Below are 18,540 nucleotides of genomic sequence, written 5' to 3'. Positions count from 1 at the left end.
ACCCTTCGTTAATTTTGTTAGACTGCGTACTTATATGCGGGCTCATAATGAGGAGCTACCTCGGCCCTATGATGTATTCGCGCCCTTGTGCCTCTTCTCCTACTCGGTGTTTTAACACACTAATCACTTTACAGGCTATCAAGGGTGGGTCTAACCGCTTAACGCAGGTTCTTGGTCAATACAGTTATTTCTGTTATCGAAGACTAAATGTTAATTTGCTAGTAGGCTTGGTTCATAACGCGTGCCCTTTTTCAGCATGGCATACGCCGTCCGAACTGTTTTATTTGCTAACGCAATGGCGGCGCACTTCACACCGCGTCTTTCAACTAATGCTTTGAGCCATTGCTCTTTTTTCGTTTTTGGCTCGCGATGCTTTAACTGATTGATGACCGCTCTGGCCCCCAGAAATAAGTGACTTCGTAATATCATCTCTCCGCGGTATTTGGCTATATGGCCTATTCGCACTTTTCCACCACTTGAGTGCTGACGTGGGGTGACGCCAATATTGGCTGCTGCATTACGTCCGCTCGTAAAATGGGTTGTGTCACTTAAGCTAATTAATAAACCAACCGCAGTGATAGGCCCTACGCCCTCAAGAGCCAGTAAGCGTTCACATTGCTCATCTTGTTTTACTAAGCCTGTCAGTAACTCATTTAATGTTTCTTTTAATGTTGATTGGGCTTTAAATAATTCATAGCACTGCGCTATACACTGCCTTAAACCAGCGGTTAACCCATTATCGCTATCTTCTAAAATCTCAGGGATAGCCTGCCTAAACGCGCATTCTGATTGCTTGATTACAATTCCAAATTCAAGTAACAAGCCTCTGATTTGATTCGCCAACTGCCGTTTCTGCTTTTCAGCTAACGCACGCATTCGCTCTATCGACTGTAGGCTTTGCTGTGCTTGTGTCAGTGATTTACACGGGCGAACATTGGGTGAGAAAGAAGCCGCAGCTATTGCAATAACATCGTTTGCATCTGTTTTCTGGCCAATCCTAAATGCTTTGACAAATCGAGGGTCTAGAATCACGACTTCATGACCAACACTACGCGCTTTGCGTGCCCAATAATGAGCACCGCCACATGATTCCATAACAACTTTACAACGAGGAGACGTGGTGAGTATCGACAGTAGCTCTTTTCTGCTTACCGCTTTATTACTTTGTAGTTTTTGATGAAAAAATTGACCGACTTGAAAAACATTTTTTGCCAAGTCGATACAAATTAAGTTAAATTTTGACATGTATGGATTCCTTATTGGTAAAAGTGGTTTTGCAATTTCTTTATACCGTACTTACCCTATTTAGGGGAGGAGTCCATACATCTCCTACTAAGCTCTAATTATTTGAGCCAGAAGTGAAATGAGCGATTTAGAGCCCCTTGCACTTCTGTAATTATGATTAAGAAGCGTAGGAACGGCTTTAGCCGTGAATTTCAGGGGTGTTGTATGAAGGGCATATCAGACACTTTCGGCACTAAAGTACCTCCTACGTCTTTTCACCTTGCGCTTATGCGCCTTTTTATCTCTGTATGCAATCTCAGTATGATACTGGACGATTTAGCCCTGAACGCAAAAAACCCGCTGCATTGCTGCAACGGGTTTCTCTAATTAGGAGCCATGGTGCGCTACGCAGTAGGATGTCCTACTTTCACATGGTCAATGCCACACGATGCTTACAAAGATATAGGTCGTAGGGGTCTTGGTTGGGTATTTTATTTTTCTACAGGCAACAAAAAACCCGACTCTTTCGAATCGGGTTTCTCTAATTAGGAGCCTGGCGATGTCCTACTTTCACATGGCAAATGCCACACTATCATCGGCGCTGTTTCGTTTCACTACTGAGTTCGGCATGGAGTCAGGTGGGTCCAAAACGCTATTGTCACCAAGCAAATTTGGTTGTTAATCGCACTCGCAATTAACTAAAATCTGGAAATCTGATAATCGTAAATCTACTTTAGTATACTAACTTCTGTCTGTTACGCTGTCATAAAACGCGTTTGGCGTTGTATGGTTAAGCCTCACGGGTAATTAGTACAGGTTAGCTTAATGGCTCACACCACTTCCACATCCTGCCTATCAACGTTGTAGTCTTCAACGGCCCTTCAGAGACTTTAAAAGTCTAGTGAGAACTCATCTCGAGGCCTGCTTCGCGCTTAGATGCTTTCAGCGCTTATCAGTTCCGAACGTAGCTACCGGGCAATGCCATTGGCATGACAACCCGAACACCAGCGGTTCGTTCACTCCGGTCCTCTCGTACTAGGAGCAACCCCTCTCAATTCTCAAACGCCCACGGCAGATAGGGACCGAACTGTCTCACGACGTTCTAAACCCAGCTCGCGTACCACTTTAAATGGCGAACAGCCATACCCTTGGGACCGACTTCAGCCCCAGGATGTGATGAGCCGACATCGAGGTGCCAAACACCGCCGTCGATATGAACTCTTGGGCGGTATCAGCCTGTTATCCCCGGAGTACCTTTTATCCGTTGAGCGATGGCCCTTCCATTCAGAACCACCGGATCACTATGACCTACTTTCGTACCTGCTCGACGTGTCTGTCTCGCAGTTAAGCTGGCTTCTACCATTACACTAACCGTACGATGTCCGACCGTACTTAGCCAACCTTCGTGCTCCTCCGTTACTCTTTGGGAGGAGACCGCCCCAGTCAAACTACCCACCAGGCACTGTCCGTAACCCCGATCAGGGGCCAACGTTAGAACATCAAAACTACAAGGGTGGTATTTCAAGGACGGCTCCACAAAGACTAGCGTCTCTGCTTCAAAGCCTCCCACCTATCCTACACATGTAGGTTCAATGTTCAGTGCCAAGCTGTAGTAAAGGTTCACGGGGTCTTTCCGTCTAGCCGCGGGTACACAGCATCTTCACTGCGATTTCAATTTCACTGAGTCTCGGGTGGAGACAGCGTGGCCATGGTTACACCATTCGTGCAGGTCGGAACTTACCCGACAAGGAATTTCGCTACCTTAGGACCGTTATAGTTACGGCCGCCGTTTACCGGGGCTTCGATCAAGAGCTTCGTCCGAAAACTAACCCCATCAATTAACCTTCCGGCACCGGGCAGGTGTCACACCGTATACGTCATCTTGCGATTTTGCACAGTGCTGTGTTTTTAATAAACAGTCCCAGCCACCTGGTCACTGCGGCTCCAATCAGCTTAAAGAGCAAGTCTCATCACCAATCGGAGCGTACCTTCTCCCGAAGTTACGGTACGATTTTGCCTAGTTCCTTCACCCGAGTTCTCTCAAGCGCCTTAGTATTCTCTACCTGACCACCTGTGTCGGTTTGGGGTACGATTCGGTATAATCTGAAGCTTAGAGGCTTTTCCTGGAAGTATGGCATCAACAACTTCACACCCTTAGGTGCTCGTCTCGTGTCTCAGTCTTAAGAGTCCGGATTTTCCTAAACTCTCAACCTACTCACTTTCACATGGACAACCAACGCCATGCTTGCTTAGCCTGCTCCGTCCCCCCATCGCAATTATACCAAGTACGGGAATATTAACCCGTTTCCCATCGACTACGCCTTTCGGCCTCGCCTTAGGGGTCGACTTACCCTACCCTGATTAACATGGGATAGGAACCCTTGGTCTTCCGGCGTGCGGGTTTTTCACCCGCATTATCGTTACTCATGTCAGCATTCGCACTTCTGATACCTCCAGCATACCTCCCGGTACACCTTCAACGGCTTACAGAACGCTCCCCTACCACTCAAAATAAATTTTGAATCCGCAGCTTCGGTGCATAGTTTAGCCCCGTTACATCTTCCGCGCAGACCGACTCGACCAGTGAGCTATTACGCTTTCTTTAAAGGGTGGCTGCTTCTAAGCCAACCTCCTGGCTGTCTGGGCCTTTCCACATCGTTTCCCACTTAACTATGACTTTGGGACCTTAGCTGGCGGTCTGGGTTGTTTCCCTCTTCACGACGGACGTTAGCACCCGCCGTGTGTCTCCCGGATAGTACTTTACGGTATTCGGAGTTTGCAAAGGGTTGGTAAGTCGGGATGACCCCCTAGCCTTAACAGTGCTCTACCCCCGTAAGTATTCATCCGAGGCTCTACCTAAATAGATTTCGGGGAGAACCAGCTATCTCCCGGTTTGATTAGCCTTTCACTCCTAGCCACAGGTCATCCCCTAACTTTTCAACGTTAGTGGGTTCGGTCCTCCAGTTGATGTTACTCAACCTTCAACCTGCCCATGGCTAGATCACCGGGTTTCGGGTCTATACCTTGCAACTCAACGCCCAGTTAAGACTCGGTTTCCCTACGGCTACCCTAATCGGTTAACCTCGCTACAAAATATAAGTCGCTGACCCATTATACAAAAGGTACGCAGTCACCCAACAAGTGGGCTCCTACTGCTTGTACGTACACGGTTTCAGGTTCTATTTCACTCCCCTCACAGGGGTTCTTTTCGCCTTTCCCTCACGGTACTGGTTCACTATCGGTCAGTTGGGAGTATTTAGCCTTAGATGATGGTCCACCTATATTCAGTCAAAGTTTCACGTGCTCCGACCTACTCGATTTCACTTAAGATGCATTTTCGTGTACGGGACTATCACCCTGTATCGTCATACTTTCCAGAATGTTTCACTAACACATAATAAGCTTAAGGGCTGGTCCGGTTTCGCTCGCCGCTACTTCCGGAATCTCGGTTGATTTCTGTTCCTACGGGTACTTAGATGTTTCAGTTCTCCGCGTTCGCCTCTTACACCTATGTATTCAGTGTAAGATACCTGCAAGCAGGTGGGTTTCCCCATTCGGAAATCCTAGTCTCAAGTGCTTTTTACTAGCTTGACTAGGCTTATCGCAAGTTAATACGTCCTTCATCGCCTCCAACTGCCAAGGCATCCACCGTGTACGCTTAGTCACTTAACCATACAACCCAAACGGGTCTTTGTTAGTGACAGCTGTTAACTTCGCCAGAAGTTAATTCATCAAATAATGATGAGAATACTAAAGTAGATACCGATTAATTTTTCAATTAATTGGCATATTTTTACTTTTGAAAACTCTTGATAAATAACAATCGTTATTCATCAGAATTTTATTATCAGCTTTCCAAATTTTTAAAGAGCATATTAATTAGTAAAGCCAATGGCTTTACTAACTAACAATCATCTGTGTGGACACTACGAACAAATAAGTTCTAAATCGTATAAGGAGGTGATCCAGCCCCAGGTTCCCCTAGGGCTACCTTGTTACGACTTCACCCCAGTCATGAATCACTCCGTGGTGAACGTCCTCCCGAAGGTTAGACTATCCACTTCTGGAGCAACCCACTCCCATGGTGTGACGGGCGGTGTGTACAAGGCCCGGGAACGTATTCACCGCGTCATTCTGATACGCGATTACTAGCGATTCCGACTTCATGGAGTCGAGTTGCAGACTCCAATCCGGACTACGACGCACTTTAAGTGATTCGCTTACCCTCGCAGGTTCGCAGCACTCTGTATGCGCCATTGTAGCACGTGTGTAGCCCTACACGTAAGGGCCATGATGACTTGACGTCGTCCCCACCTTCCTCCGGTTTATCACCGGCAGTCTCCTTAGAGTTCCCGACCGAATCGCTGGCAACTAAGGATAGGGGTTGCGCTCGTTGCGGGACTTAACCCAACATCTCACAACACGAGCTGACGACAGCCATGCAGCACCTGTATCAGAGTTCCCGAAGGCACCAAACCATCTCTGGTAAGTTCTCTGTATGTCAAGTGTAGGTAAGGTTCTTCGCGTTGCATCGAATTAAACCACATGCTCCACCGCTTGTGCGGGCCCCCGTCAATTCATTTGAGTTTTAACCTTGCGGCCGTACTCCCCAGGCGGTCTACTTAATGCGTTAGCTTTGAAAAACAGTTCCGAGGAACCGAGCTTCTAGTAGACATCGTTTACGGCGTGGACTACCAGGGTATCTAATCCTGTTTGCTCCCCACGCTTTCGTACATGAGCGTCAGTGTTGACCCAGGTGGCTGCCTTCGCCATCGGTATTCCTTCAGATCTCTACGCATTTCACCGCTACACCTGAAATTCTACCACCCTCTATCACACTCTAGTTTGCCAGTTCGAAATGCAGTTCCCAGGTTGAGCCCGGGGCTTTCACATCTCGCTTAACAAACCGCCTGCGTACGCTTTACGCCCAGTAATTCCGATTAACGCTCGCACCCTCCGTATTACCGCGGCTGCTGGCACGGAGTTAGCCGGTGCTTCTTCTGTAAGTAACGTCACAGCTGAATGCTATTAACATCCAACCTTTCCTCCTTACTGAAAGTGCTTTACAACCCGAAGGCCTTCTTCACACACGCGGCATGGCTGCATCAGGCTTGCGCCCATTGTGCAATATTCCCCACTGCTGCCTCCCGTAGGAGTCTGGGCCGTGTCTCAGTCCCAGTGTGGCTGATCATCCTCTCAAACCAGCTAGGGATCGTCGCCTTGGTGAGCCATTACCTCACCAACTAGCTAATCCCACTTGGGCTGATCTTATGGCGCGAGGCCCGAAGGTCCCCCGCTTTGGTCCGAAGACATTATGCGGTATTAGCAGTCGTTTCCAACTGTTGTCCCCCACCATAAGGTACATTCCCAAGCATTACTCACCCGTCCGCCGCTCGTCAGCAGAGTAGCAAGCTACTCTCTGTTACCGCTCGACTTGCATGTGTTAGGCCTGCCGCCAGCGTTCAATCTGAGCCATGATCAAACTCTTCAATTAAAAGTTTTTTCTGTCCTTCCCATAAGGGAGCGGACATGCTCAATGAATTCTGAATTTATTTAACATCTTTCGATGTTGAATTGACTGTGCTGAAATAAGTAAACTTATTTCCGTTGGTCACTCAGTTCAATTGAGACTCTAAATTTGTCTGTCTTACTACCTAAGTAGCTCGACTGTTAGAACTCAATCTGTACGAGTGCCCACACAGATGATTGCTTTATATTGTTAAAGAACGTTGCGATTAAAGCGTTTCACTTTAACTCGCTAGGGCTGCGTATATTACGCTTTCCTATTTTTTTGTCAATACTTAATTTTGAGAAAATTTAATTTTTCGAAACTAAGTTTTACTTAACACTCTGAGTTGCTCTTGCCTCGCTAAGCGTTGCAGTCTGCCGTCTCAGTGGGGTCGCATTATAGGGAGATCCGAATTCAGATCAACTGTTTTTTTACGTTTTTATGAAAAAAATGACTGTTCGTGCAAAATACGAACGAAACGGGTAAAAACAATACTAAAAAAGGCCCTGAAGGGCCTTTTTTAGTTATTTGATTATGAGCTTCCAACCAGCTTTCGCTTGTAACTTGGACTCTAGTTGTAGCTCACTTGCCATTAGTGGGTGATATTTTAACCAATCACTATCAAATGTCAGTATAAGCGCATTTTTATCTACACTTAGACCTAGCGCTGGTAATACATCGTCTTGGCGACGCATCGATAAGATCACTGCGATCCGAATGATACGTGTTAAGCATTCAGCTAATTGCTCATTACACCCTAGATATGCAAAGCTATTTTTTGCAAGATCAGCCCTGTGTCCATTCGCTACTGCTGTAATAAGTTTATGCTCTGACTGTGAAAAGCCAGGCATGTCTGTGTTTTCTAATATATAGGCCGTATGTTTATGGTAAAGCTTATATTCGATTAGCAAACCAATCTCATGCAATTTAGCCACAGTCTTTAACAGTGCAATCGCATTACTATCCATTGATTGCCATTGGTTCATTACACTTATTGCCAGTTGTTCCGCAAGTTGCGCTACTCGGCACGCTTGTTTTTGATCAACATGGTAACGATTCATTAAACCATCAACGGTGCGTTTGCGAATATCATGATTATGTAGCTCAGGCACCATGCTATATAACACACCTTCACGCAATGCACCGCGCGCAAGCCCCATTTGCTTTATTTCTAACGATTCAAATAAAGCAATAAGAATTGCAAGTCCAGATACAAACACCAAACGACGCTCTTCACTAAGACCAGGTAATTCAAGATCAGCAATGGTGTCAAACGTGACTGACTGTTCTTTAATTGCTAACAGTTTATCTAGCGTTAGTAACTCATCCTGGTTTTGCGCAACCATAATCTCTTGAATGGCTTGAACTGTACCGGATGCACCACTGGCAATCTCCCATCCAGCAGCTTTATATTCAGGTACAATATCTTCAACAACATCTCGCGCTGCTTTAATAGCGGTATTGAAATTTTTGTTACTCAGCTTTTGATCTTTGAAATAGCGCTCAAGGAAAGTGACACACCCCATGTTGAGGCTCTTATAATGCAACGCGTCAAAACCTTTTCCAATGACAACCTCAGTGCTTGCTCCACCAATATCAATAACCAGCTGTCGACCACCACATGAAGACGTATGAGCAACCCCTTTATAGATAGTCTTTGCTTCTAACTCGCCACTTATAACATTGATTTTATGGCCAAGGATTTTCTCAGCTTTTTGTTGAAATACATCGGCATTAATAGCAAGGCGCAGTGTTGCGGTTGCAACAATGGTGATATTTTTCTTTGGTATATCTTGTAAACGTTCAGCGAACAAGGCGAGGCATTCCCAGCCTCGTTGCATGGCTTCAGTACTTAGAACATTGTTTTCATCAAGTCCTGCTGCTAGCCTTACTTTGCGTTTGACTCGGCCAATAGTTTGTAGGCCGCCAGCCATCGATTTGGCAATCAGCATATGGAAGCTGTTTGATCCTAAATCGATAACTGCATACACATTTTTTTGCGGTTGAAGTTGCCCCACCGTTCAAAAACCTCTAGTTACTACTACGTCTTAAACAACGGCCAGTTATGATGACCGTGATTTTTGGTAACTATTATTTGGTCGACGTCCGTTGTTATTACGATTACGTGGGCCTGTTGAATAGTTCCGCTTTTTCTGAATAGTAGGCTTTGTTAAATCATCAAGCAATGCACTTTTATCATAATGTGATAATGGAATGCTGTGCTCTATGTATTCTTCGATTTCGTGAAGATTATAAGCATACTGTTCGCAGGCAAAGCTGATTGCATGGCCTGATGCGCCAGCACGTCCTGTACGTCCAATTCGGTGTACATAGTCTTCACAATCATCTGGCAAATCAAAATTAAATACGTGACTTACTTCTGGAATATGTAAACCACGCGCTGCAACATCGGTCGCAACTAAAAAGTCTAAATCACCTTTGGTAAATTGCGCCAGAATTGACTGACGTTTTTTCTGATTAACATCACCAGTCAATAACCCAACGCGATGCCCATCCGCCTTCATCCACGCATACACGTTTTCACAACTGTGTTTGGTATTTGCAAACACAATGGCTTTTTCAGGCCATTCTTCTTCAATTAAGGTTAACAACAACTTAATTTTATCATCTTGTGATGGATGAAAGAGCTCTTCCTGAATGCGCTTACCTGTTTTCACATCCGGTTCAATTTGTACATGCTCAGGATTAGTCATATGTTCAAATGCTAATTCCTGTACACGATACGATAAGGTCGCTGAAAACAATAAATTTAAACGCTCAGATGCTTCCGGCATACGTCTGAACATATAACGAATGTCTTTAATGAAGCCTAAATCAAACATGCGATCCGCTTCATCAAGCACAACAACCTCAATTTCGTTCAGGGTATAACAGCCCTGCTTATAAAGGTCGATAAGGCGTCCAGTCGTCCCAATTAAAATATCAACGCCTTTTTCTAGTTGTGCACGTTGTTTTTCATAATCTTCGCCACCATATACTAATCCTAAGTTAAGATTACAATGTGGCGCTAAAATTTTTGCATCTTTGTGTATCTGAATCGCCAGCTCCCGCGTAGGGGCCATGATCAGGGCTCTTGGATGTTTACTAGGTGCTTTGCTAGATTGTAATAACCGATGGCACGTGGCCGTTAAAAACGCCAACGTTTTGCCCGTACCTGTTTGTGCTTGGCCCGCAATATCACGGCCCTCACAAATAAAAGGTAGGCATTTAGCTTGTATGGGTGTGCAATATTCAAACCCATTTTCGGTTAAACCGGCAACCACTTCCGGTGCGATAGCAAAGTCTGAAAACTTTTTATCGGTCAAATGTGTCTTAGTCATAGCGTTTAAGCATAACGTTTAAACTTGCAATAAGAAACAAGAGTGTTTAAATACGCATTAAATATTTCGCCTAACTTATCGGAGATCGCAATGAGCGAGAAAATTATTCAATTAACTGACGATAGCTTTGAAGCTGACGTACTTCAATCAGACAAACCTGTACTTGTTGATTTTTGGGCAGAATGGTGCGGACCTTGTAAGATGATCGCCCCAATTCTTGACGAAGTAGCAGGCGATTTTGATGGTCGTGTTACCGTTGCAAAACTGAATATTGACCAAAATGCAGGCACACCACCTAAATTTGGTATTCGTGGTATCCCTACACTTCTTCTTTTCAAAGATGGTCAAGTTGCAGCCACTAAAGTAGGTGCCCTTTCTAAGACTCAATTAGTTGAGTTTTTAGAAAACAACATCTAATGAAATAAAAAAAGGGCTTTTTGCCCTTTTTTTAGCTTTATTTTGTTTAAAGACTGGACGCCTTGCTAGTGACCTGCTAGTTTATAAAGCCAACTAATCCTTAGTTATACCAACAAACCTCACTCATGTATCAAACGACGATTTTGAGTATGACAATTGTAATAAAGAACCCACCAATATGCATTTACGCGAATTAAAAGACAAGTCTATCAAAGAGCTTGTAAACTTAGCTGAGTCCATGGGGCTCGAAAACGTAGCCCGTTTAAGAAAACAAGACATTATTTTCGCCATTCTTAAAGCACACGCAAAAAGCGGTGAGAACATTTATGGCGGCGGTGTATTAGAAATCTTACAAGATGGTTTTGGTTTCTTGAGATCATCTGAAGCATCTTACTTAGCCGGTCCTGACGATATTTATGTATCTCCGAGTCAAATCCGTCGATTCAGCATGCGTACTGGTGACTCTATTTCCGGTTTGATTCGTCCACCGAAAGATGGTGAACGTTACTTCGCTTTACTGAAAGTAAATGAAGTAAACTTCGATAAACCTGAAAACTCACGCACTAAAATCCTTTTTGAAAACCTTACTCCACTCCACGCAAATGAACGTTTACGTATGGAGCGCGGTAATGGTAGTACAGAAGACATCACAGCGCGTGTACTCGATTTAGCCTCGCCAATTGGTAAAGGTCAGCGCGCACTTATCGTTGCACCACCGAAAGCAGGTAAAACGATGCTTCTGCAAAATATCGCCCAATCGATCAGTTATAACCAACCAGACTGTGAGCTGATGGTATTACTTATCGATGAGCGTCCTGAAGAAGTAACCGAAATGCAGCGCCTTGTAAAAGGTGAAGTGATTGCTTCAACATTCGATGAGCCTGCAAGCCGTCACGTTCAGGTTGCTGAAATGGTAATCGAGAAAGCAAAACGCCTTGTAGAGCACAGAAAAGACGTGGTTATCTTACTTGACTCAATTACACGTCTTGCTCGTGCATACAACACGGTAATTCCTTCATCGGGTAAAGTACTAACCGGTGGTGTTGATGCAAACGCATTACATAAGCCTAAGCGTTTCTTCGGTGCGGCACGTAACGTTGAAGAAGGCGGAAGCCTGACAATCATCGCGACAGCGCTTATTGATACTGGTTCGAAAATGGACGAAGTTATCTACGAAGAGTTTAAGGGCACTGGTAATATGGAATTACACCTAAATCGTAAGATTGCTGAAAGACGTGTATTCCCTGCCATTGACTTTAACCGCTCTGGTACCCGTCGCGAAGAGTTGCTGACTAAACCTGATGAGCTACAAAAAATGTGGATCTTACGTAAGATCGTACATGACATGTCAGAAATTGATGCGATGGAATTTTTAATTGATAAACTGTCAATGAGCAAAACCAATGACGAGTTTTTCGATTCAATGAAACGTCAATAATCACATTTGAATGTTTTAAATAAATGCCTGTATTAAACAGGCATTTTTTTTGCCCAAAAGAAGCCCCTTTGATACCCATTCGCTGCATTCAATACTCTATTTGAAGCAAGTAATACCCCTGCCTACTCTTTTGTTATTTTGTTGTTCTAAATAAGAAATATCTATCACTGATAACAACCACTGTCACTTAGCCACGTGGGTAAGTGTTATTTCAGGTTAATATAAGTTCATAATATAAATGGAATTTCATTGAAAGCTGTTCTATAAATAATGAGATGAAATGCTTAGGAACACTCAATGACGCGCATTAAAATAGCAATCGCTCTGTTTTTAACAAGCTTACTGGGGTGTATTGCTAGTTTTGCTGTGTTTGATTTCTCTACTTCGGCTCTACTTATACTCAGTCTCTTTATCTGTGGACCGTGGGCAGTAATGATTTATAGTCTCTATTCGACAGACAAGCAGCAGCTGGACTTCTTAAATGACTTTGCGACGAATATGACCGCAGAGCAAGGTATTAACTTCTCCTTTCGTTTTGATGAAAATAACCCTAATTTACCGCAAGCATGCCATGCATTAAATGAAAGTTTAACCACAGTAGAGCACTTGCTCGGAGAGATTTATTTTTCTTCTGCGCGATTGCTCCCTATGGCGGATGCACTAAGAGACACTTATGCCTCTATGACCCAAAAAGCCACGATTCAAGATGCTCACGGTGTCGATCTCGCCATTACAATAAAGCGTACCATTGACGTATCAAGAGAGCTCGATCGAAGTTTAGAGCAAATTTATCACGCGGTTTCTAATGCCACGAATTCCGTAAAACAAACCCGTTTAGACACTGATAAGAGTCAATCAAGTTTATTAAAACTCGCCGATAATATTAATCAAACAAGCCAACAAATTGTTTTGCTCAAGCAAGATAGCGACGCAATAGGTTCTGTGATTGAGGTCATTAATAGTATTGCCGAACAAACTAACTTATTGGCTCTTAATGCCGCCATTGAAGCAGCCCGAGCAGGCGAGCAAGGAAGAGGGTTTGCAGTGGTAGCTGATGAGGTTCGAAACTTAGCTGCACGCACAAGTAAATCAACACAAGAAGTTCGAAATATGGTTGCTAAAATTCAGCATAATACTGAGCAAGCGAATCAGTTGATGCAAAAGGCATTAAAAGAAACAGAGCACACCGTTAAGCTATCTGACGAATCAACACGTGAAACAAATAAAATAGAACAAGCGATGTTAGCCATCGATGCTTTATCAGAAAGTATTCACGCACAAGTTGCACTGCAAAGCCAAATGTCTGATGAAGCACAAGCAAGTATTGACTCTATGGTTGAAATTAACTCAGATGCATTATCCAGCACACAAATTCAAGCCGTTTCAAGTAAGGATCTCGTTAATCTCGCACATTCAATAGATAATAAGTTGTCGATGTTTAAAGTGACCTACCCTAGCATTGATTTAAAAAAGCGAGTAGACCGCTCACGATTCATCAATGACGAAGAAATAAAACAAGCTCAAGATGGTGATATTGAGCTATTTTGAGCTAAACGTGTGCAGTGCATAAGCTCGAGTAGTTGCGTTACTAAGTGATTAATTTCAAACGCTGTCTTGTTTTTTATGGCCAGCTCGAGTGCTAAAGCACTGTGTGCAATATCATCTAAGGCAAACATTTTTGCAGCCCCTCCAATTCGATGAGCATCTTGTTGTAAGCTCATTAAATCATCCGCTGAGAAATGCTGCTGAATCAAGTCCGCTTCGTAGGCAAAACTATTGATAAAGCTAGTGACAAGATCACGTGTATCGGGCATTGAATTAGCTAGTTGAGAGGTACTTTTACAATGCTTAGCAAGCTGCGTGTAAAACACTTTTTTATCGATTGGCTTAGCAAGATACCCAGTAAAACCCGCTTCTAAATAACCTTCAATTTGGTGGCTAATCGCATTCGCAGTTAATGCGTATACAGGTTGAGTAAAGCCACATTTTTGTAATAGCTTCAATGCGCTTAAACCATCAAGTACTGGCATTTGAATATCGAGTAACACCACATCTGGGAACTCTTTTAAACATTGCTCAACAGCCTGCTCACCATTTTCTGCTGTAATGACTTCTAGCCCCATAGATTCTAAATAACGGCAAATTAAGCGTCTGTTATCTGGGTGATCTTCGGCAAGTAATACTTTGCCTGATAATCCTTTAGAAGCTGAGTGTGTAATCGCTTGATTGTCATCAATATACGCCGCAGGCTCAAGTTCTTTACAGGGTAAGTAAAAAGAGAACTCACTGCCTTTATTCGCCTCGCTCTCAACACTGATGTACCCGCCCATCATCATCGCCAATTGCTGCGACAAGCTAAGTCCAAGCCCAGTACCACCAAAACGACGACTAATACTGTTATCACCCTGACTAAAGCAATCAAAAATTAGTTTCAATTGCTCTGCATTCATGCCAATGCCGGTATCTCTAATGCGAAACACAATGCCTTGCTCGACGCGCGATACATGTAACTCAACTTCTCCTTGCTGAGTAAACTTAATGGCATTCGCGCATAAGTTTATTAATATCTGTTTTACACGCGTAAAATCTAAGTAGCTGAAAAACTGCTCACCAAGTTGATTTTGAAACGCAAATTTTAATCCTTTCTCTTTCGCCTGACCGCTCAGCATAGAATGCACATCTGTCAGTAATTCCACTAAGTTGCCCTCTTCTAAGTTCAACTCAAGTTTATTCGCCTCAATCTTACTAATATCAAGTACATCATTAATAAGCTCTTTTAAGTGATCACTTTGTTTTTGAATAACCGCAAGTTCTTCATTCAACTTCTCAGGCTTATAAAGACCATTCATTAAATGATCGGTTTGACCAAGAATAGCAGTCAGTGGAGTGCGGATTTCATGGCTAATATTGGCAAGAAACTGACTTTTGATATCATTTGCACTACGCAACTGCTCTGCAATTTCTTCAAGTTCTTGGGTGCGCTTAGCCACCATTAAAGAGAGTTGCTCCTTCGCCTCTTTTTCAATCTTGCGTCGGTAAAGAGTAATTCCTGTCACAACAATCATTACAAACAAAATGAACAGCATGATCGTTAGCTGGCGTTGTTTAGACATTTCGAGCTCTTGCACATGCTGATGTTGCTTAAGATCGACAATTTCTTGATTTAACTGACTGGCTTGAATTTGGCTTTGTAGTTTACCCAATGATTTTAAAAGCTGTTCATTTTTAGAAGCATTCATTTTGCGAACAAAGCTATCAAAGTATGACACTGCACTTTCAAAGTCTCCTTGACCCGCTTTTATCAATGCATGCATACCCAAACCATCGAGTACTCTGAGCTCATCTTTATACTCTTTCGCCATACTAACAGATGTGTTAAGTGTGACTTCTGCTTCAGGTAACTTCCCTTGTAACAGCTCGATTTTCGCTTGTGATAATAACCCCGCTAACTCGAGCCCCTTATTATCAATTTGCTTTGCGAATTTTATCGCTTTTTCCGTGTGATTTAAGGCCATCTCAAGATCGCCCGTTCGCAAGTACACGTTAGCAATGTTACCGTGTCGAGAGGACAGGTAGTATGCATCATTCGTTTCTTGGTAATGGCGCAAAGCACGCTGGTAGTAATGCAGTGACAGTTGATACTCGCCAAGCTCTGAGTAAGCCACTCCCATATTGCCATAAGATTGAGCGATACCATCTTCATCATTAAGCTTTTGAAAAATAGCCAGTGCTTCTCGATACATATCCAGTGCAATATCGTAGCTAGACAAACGGATATAAATACCCGCTATATTGTGCAAAATATCCGCTTTATCTTGTGCTGTTCCATATTTATCGTAAATCGTTTTCGCTTGTTTATAATAATCAAGCGCTTGATTCATATTAAACATATTGAAGTAAGCAAGACCAATATTACTCAAAAGATTAGCTTCAGAAATTGGCTGCTCCATATTTCTTGCAACACTCAAGGCTCGCATATACGCACTCACGGCTTGCTGCATTAACCCTTGATAATAATAGGTCACACCTTGCATTTTAAGAGCTTGAAAATAACGTTGTGGATGCTCTTCAAAAGAGGTTGATGTTGCAGCCAGTTGATAGTGTTCCACTGCAGCAGAGAAATTATCTTTCTCTAGTGCAAAGTCAGCTAACTGTAGATAAACCTCTAATTTTTCATCGGATGTGATATTAGGTGCGGCTAGCAGCTTTATTGAAAGTTGTTTTTTCTCATCCCATTGCTGTGATTGCGTAAACTGCTCAAACAATGAATGAGATGAAAAACTAGGAGACGTAAAAAACAAACAGACACACGCGAGCGTTGAATAAAGCAAGCTGAGGCGCAATGTGATGTGCATATGTTTATATCCCTAAAAATCAACCAAGCGTGCATTAGCAGAACTCGCTAAAGCATCGCCAAATGCATTCCTTTAAACCTAAAACATGATCGTAGTTTCAATAACGCAGCTGTGTTAGCGTATATACTTTAAGATTACACTAAACATTGGCCTACGAACAATGGTTAACCCACTGATTGATGAGATTTTTTACCTTCTTCTACGACAGTCTACTTGGAAGGTGCATACGCTAGCCAGCGCGCTGGGAGAGACGAATTACCTTAAGCAACTCGATGAAGACCCGCAAAAAAACCTCTTTAAACGTAATTTTCTAATTATGAACGGATTGTATCAGTTACAAGCACAGCTAGCCCCGACCCAGCGATTAGAGATTGCATCGCTTCATATAGAGCTTATAGATACATGCCCTACAGACCGTCCAGAAAAAGACGATCCGCTAAGAGCATATTATTTAGATTGGCAAAACTATGACACGTCACGAGACGCCATTGATGCATTACTTGACCAATTTTGGCAGCGTTTTAGCACACACAATCGCTTCTGTCTTACTCAAGTATCAGCTGAGCAACTTTACCCGATCATACAACACTGGCAACTCCCTGCAGATTATTCATATAGAGAGCTGCAAAAACGGTGGCGACAACTCGCCTTAAAGTATCACCCTGATCGACAAGGTTCTGCTACCAAGTTCAAAAAAATACGGCAAGAATATGAGCAACTCAAGGCGAATTGCTCACATTAATTTTAGCGCGTTAATCGACGAGCTCGTATTTTACGCTTTTTAATATTACCTTCTGTTAATTTACGCAGAGCAGGCTTAACAGCAGCACGCTCAACAGCAATAAAGGCAACATTATCAAGTACATTTATTTTACCAACTTGGTGTCCCGCGACCCCTTCTTTACCCGTTAGCGCCCCTAAAATATCACCCGCACGAATTTTCTGCTTTTTACCTGCATCAATCATAAGCGTTGCCATTGTAGGCTTATAAGCTGGCTTTTCTAATAAACTAAACGGCGGAATAGGCTCTGGTTCAAAATCTTTTTCATAGTGATCACCTATTTGTGCCACTTTAAACTGCTCAGCTTCACCATAAATTGAACAGGCAATCCCTTTTTTACCTGCACGCCCGGTGCGGCCCACACGATGCACATGTGTTTGAGGGTCATGTGCTAAGTGGTAATTCACCACCATATCCATATCATTAATATCAAGCCCGCGTGCAGCAACATCCGTCGCGACCAAAATTGAAGCGCTTTTATTAGAAAAACGAATTAATGTACGTTCTCGTTCTCGTTGTTCTAAATCACCATGCAATGCGACGGCACTAAATCCTTCAGCAAAAAGGTCATCACAAATTTGCTGAGTCTCAACTTTCGTGTTGCAGAACACCACACAACTTTCTGGCTGAAACTTTAACAATAAAAGTTTTAAAGTATTAAAGCGCTGCTTGTTATTATCAAGTTTGTAAAAGTACTGTTTTATTGTGCTCTTTGCCTGCTCTTCTTCAACTTTTATAGTCTCAGGATTGCTCAATACACGCTCTGCAATTGCTGCTATTGATTTCGGATACGTCGCACTGAACAATAATGTTTGACGCTGGGCTGGAATGCATTCAACAATCGCATCTAAGGTATCTTGAAAACCCATGTCGAGCATTTGATCGGCTTCATCAAGCACTAAAGTTTCAACATCATCTAAGCGCAATGTCCCTTTACGAATATGGTCATCGACTCGCCCTGGTGTACCTACGATAATATGTGCACCATGTTCAAGCGAACCAATTTGCGGTCCAATTGATACGCCACCACACAAAGTAAGTACTTTAATATTGTGAATACTACGCGCTAACTTACGGACTTCTTCTGCAACCTGCTCAGCTAATTCACGCGTTGGGCAGAGAATTAATGATTGGATTCGAAAACGTTTAACATTTAATTTAGCCAGCACGCCTAAACTGAATGCAGCAGTCTTCCCTGAGCCAGTTTTAGCTTGGGCAATAATATCTTTTCCTTGCAAAATGACCGGCAAACTTTGCGCTTGCACTGGCGTCATTTGTGAATAACCTAAGGTCGATAAATTATCGATTAACTCTTGCGGCAAAGCCAACGATGAAAAAGCAGTAGCAGTCACAGTAACATTCCAAACTTGATAGTGGAGGGATATCCTCGAAGATTCAGAGGATCATAGCAGAGAATGGGTTTATTCTCTAAGTGAAAAGCCTTTCATACTGAAATTCATATTTGGTTACAGTTT

9 protein-coding genes and 3 rRNA genes are annotated in these 18,540 nt (G+C 43.2%); 4 read left to right on the top strand and 8 right to left on the bottom strand.

Features of this window, described 5'->3' with window-relative positions; all coding sequences use genetic code 11:
* Window positions 1–210: 210 nt before the first annotated feature.
* The 6 genes from D0907_RS00910 to rhlB all read right to left on the bottom strand — a co-directional run bounded on the left by D0907_RS00910 (window position 211) and on the right by rhlB (window position 10,074).
* Window positions 211–1,245, bottom strand: a complete 1,035-nt coding sequence (locus D0907_RS00910; RefSeq protein ID WP_118843859.1) for an IS110 family RNA-guided transposase — start codon at window positions 1,243–1,245, stop codon at window positions 211–213.
* A 530-nt stretch (window positions 1,246–1,775) separates the two neighbouring features.
* Window positions 1,776–1,890: ribosomal RNA gene (gene rrf / locus D0907_RS00905) — 5S ribosomal RNA — on the bottom strand.
* Window positions 1,891–2,010: 120 nt separating this feature from the next.
* Window positions 2,011–4,896 (bottom strand): 23S ribosomal RNA (locus D0907_RS00900).
* Between the two features lie 281 nt (window positions 4,897–5,177).
* Window positions 5,178–6,718, bottom strand: a 16S ribosomal RNA gene (locus D0907_RS00895).
* Together the 16S, 23S and 5S rRNA genes form the textbook arrangement of a ribosomal RNA operon.
* A 539-nt stretch (window positions 6,719–7,257) precedes the next feature.
* Window positions 7,258–8,751, bottom strand: a complete 1,494-nt coding sequence (gene gppA / locus D0907_RS00890; protein ID WP_118843894.1) for a guanosine-5'-triphosphate,3'-diphosphate diphosphatase — start codon at window positions 8,749–8,751, stop codon at window positions 7,258–7,260.
* Between the two features lie 45 nt (window positions 8,752–8,796).
* Entirely contained in the window at window positions 8,797–10,074 is a 1,278-nt protein-coding gene (rhlB, locus tag D0907_RS00885; RefSeq protein ID WP_036974450.1) for an ATP-dependent RNA helicase RhlB, read from the bottom strand.
* 90 nt (window positions 10,075–10,164) lie between these two features.
* Here rhlB and trxA point away from each other — a divergent pair, with 90 nt between their 5' ends.
* The 3 genes from trxA (at window position 10,165) to D0907_RS21195 (ending at window position 13,477) form a co-directional block, all read left to right on the top strand.
* A complete protein-coding gene (trxA, locus tag D0907_RS00880; protein ID WP_036974472.1) occupies window positions 10,165–10,491 on the top strand; it encodes a thioredoxin TrxA in 327 nt (108 codons plus the stop codon).
* 178 nt (window positions 10,492–10,669) lie between these two features.
* Window positions 10,670–11,929 (top strand): transcription termination factor Rho, encoded by a 1,260-nt coding sequence (rho, locus tag D0907_RS00875; RefSeq protein WP_083633683.1) that lies wholly within the window; start codon window positions 10,670–10,672, stop codon window positions 11,927–11,929.
* A gap of 297 nt (window positions 11,930–12,226) precedes the next feature.
* On the top strand, window positions 12,227–13,477 hold the full coding sequence (locus tag D0907_RS21195) for a methyl-accepting chemotaxis protein (protein WP_065978896.1): 1,251 nt from the start codon (window positions 12,227–12,229) through the stop codon (window positions 13,475–13,477).
* Here the strand turns inward: D0907_RS21195 and D0907_RS00865 are convergent.
* Window positions 13,450–16,284 (bottom strand): tetratricopeptide repeat protein, encoded by a 2,835-nt coding sequence (locus D0907_RS00865; RefSeq protein ID WP_118843893.1) that lies wholly within the window; start codon window positions 16,282–16,284, stop codon window positions 13,450–13,452. The two genes, D0907_RS21195 and D0907_RS00865, sit on opposite strands and share 28 nt — an antisense overlap.
* A gap of 160 nt (window positions 16,285–16,444) precedes the next feature.
* Between D0907_RS00865 and D0907_RS00860 the strand changes: the two genes are divergently transcribed.
* Window positions 16,445–17,026: a DNA-J related domain-containing protein gene (locus D0907_RS00860; protein ID WP_118843892.1), complete on the top strand. Its 582-nt coding sequence runs from the start codon at window positions 16,445–16,447 to the stop codon at window positions 17,024–17,026.
* Window positions 17,027–17,028: 2 nt separating this feature from the next.
* Here the strand turns inward: D0907_RS00860 and dbpA are convergent, their stop codons facing one another.
* The gene (dbpA, locus tag D0907_RS00855; protein WP_036974444.1) at window positions 17,029–18,417 is read right to left on the bottom strand and encodes an ATP-dependent RNA helicase DbpA; all 1,389 of its coding nucleotides are present in this window, start codon (window positions 18,415–18,417) and stop codon (window positions 17,029–17,031) included.
* Between the last annotated feature and the right edge of the window lie 123 nt (window positions 18,418–18,540).

Origin of the sequence: Pseudoalteromonas lipolytica (assembly GCF_003515105.1) — a bacterium.
Taxonomy (GTDB): Bacteria; Pseudomonadota; Gammaproteobacteria; order Enterobacterales; family Alteromonadaceae; genus Pseudoalteromonas; species Pseudoalteromonas lipolytica.
This window is presented reverse-complemented; position numbering and strand designations above follow the sequence as displayed.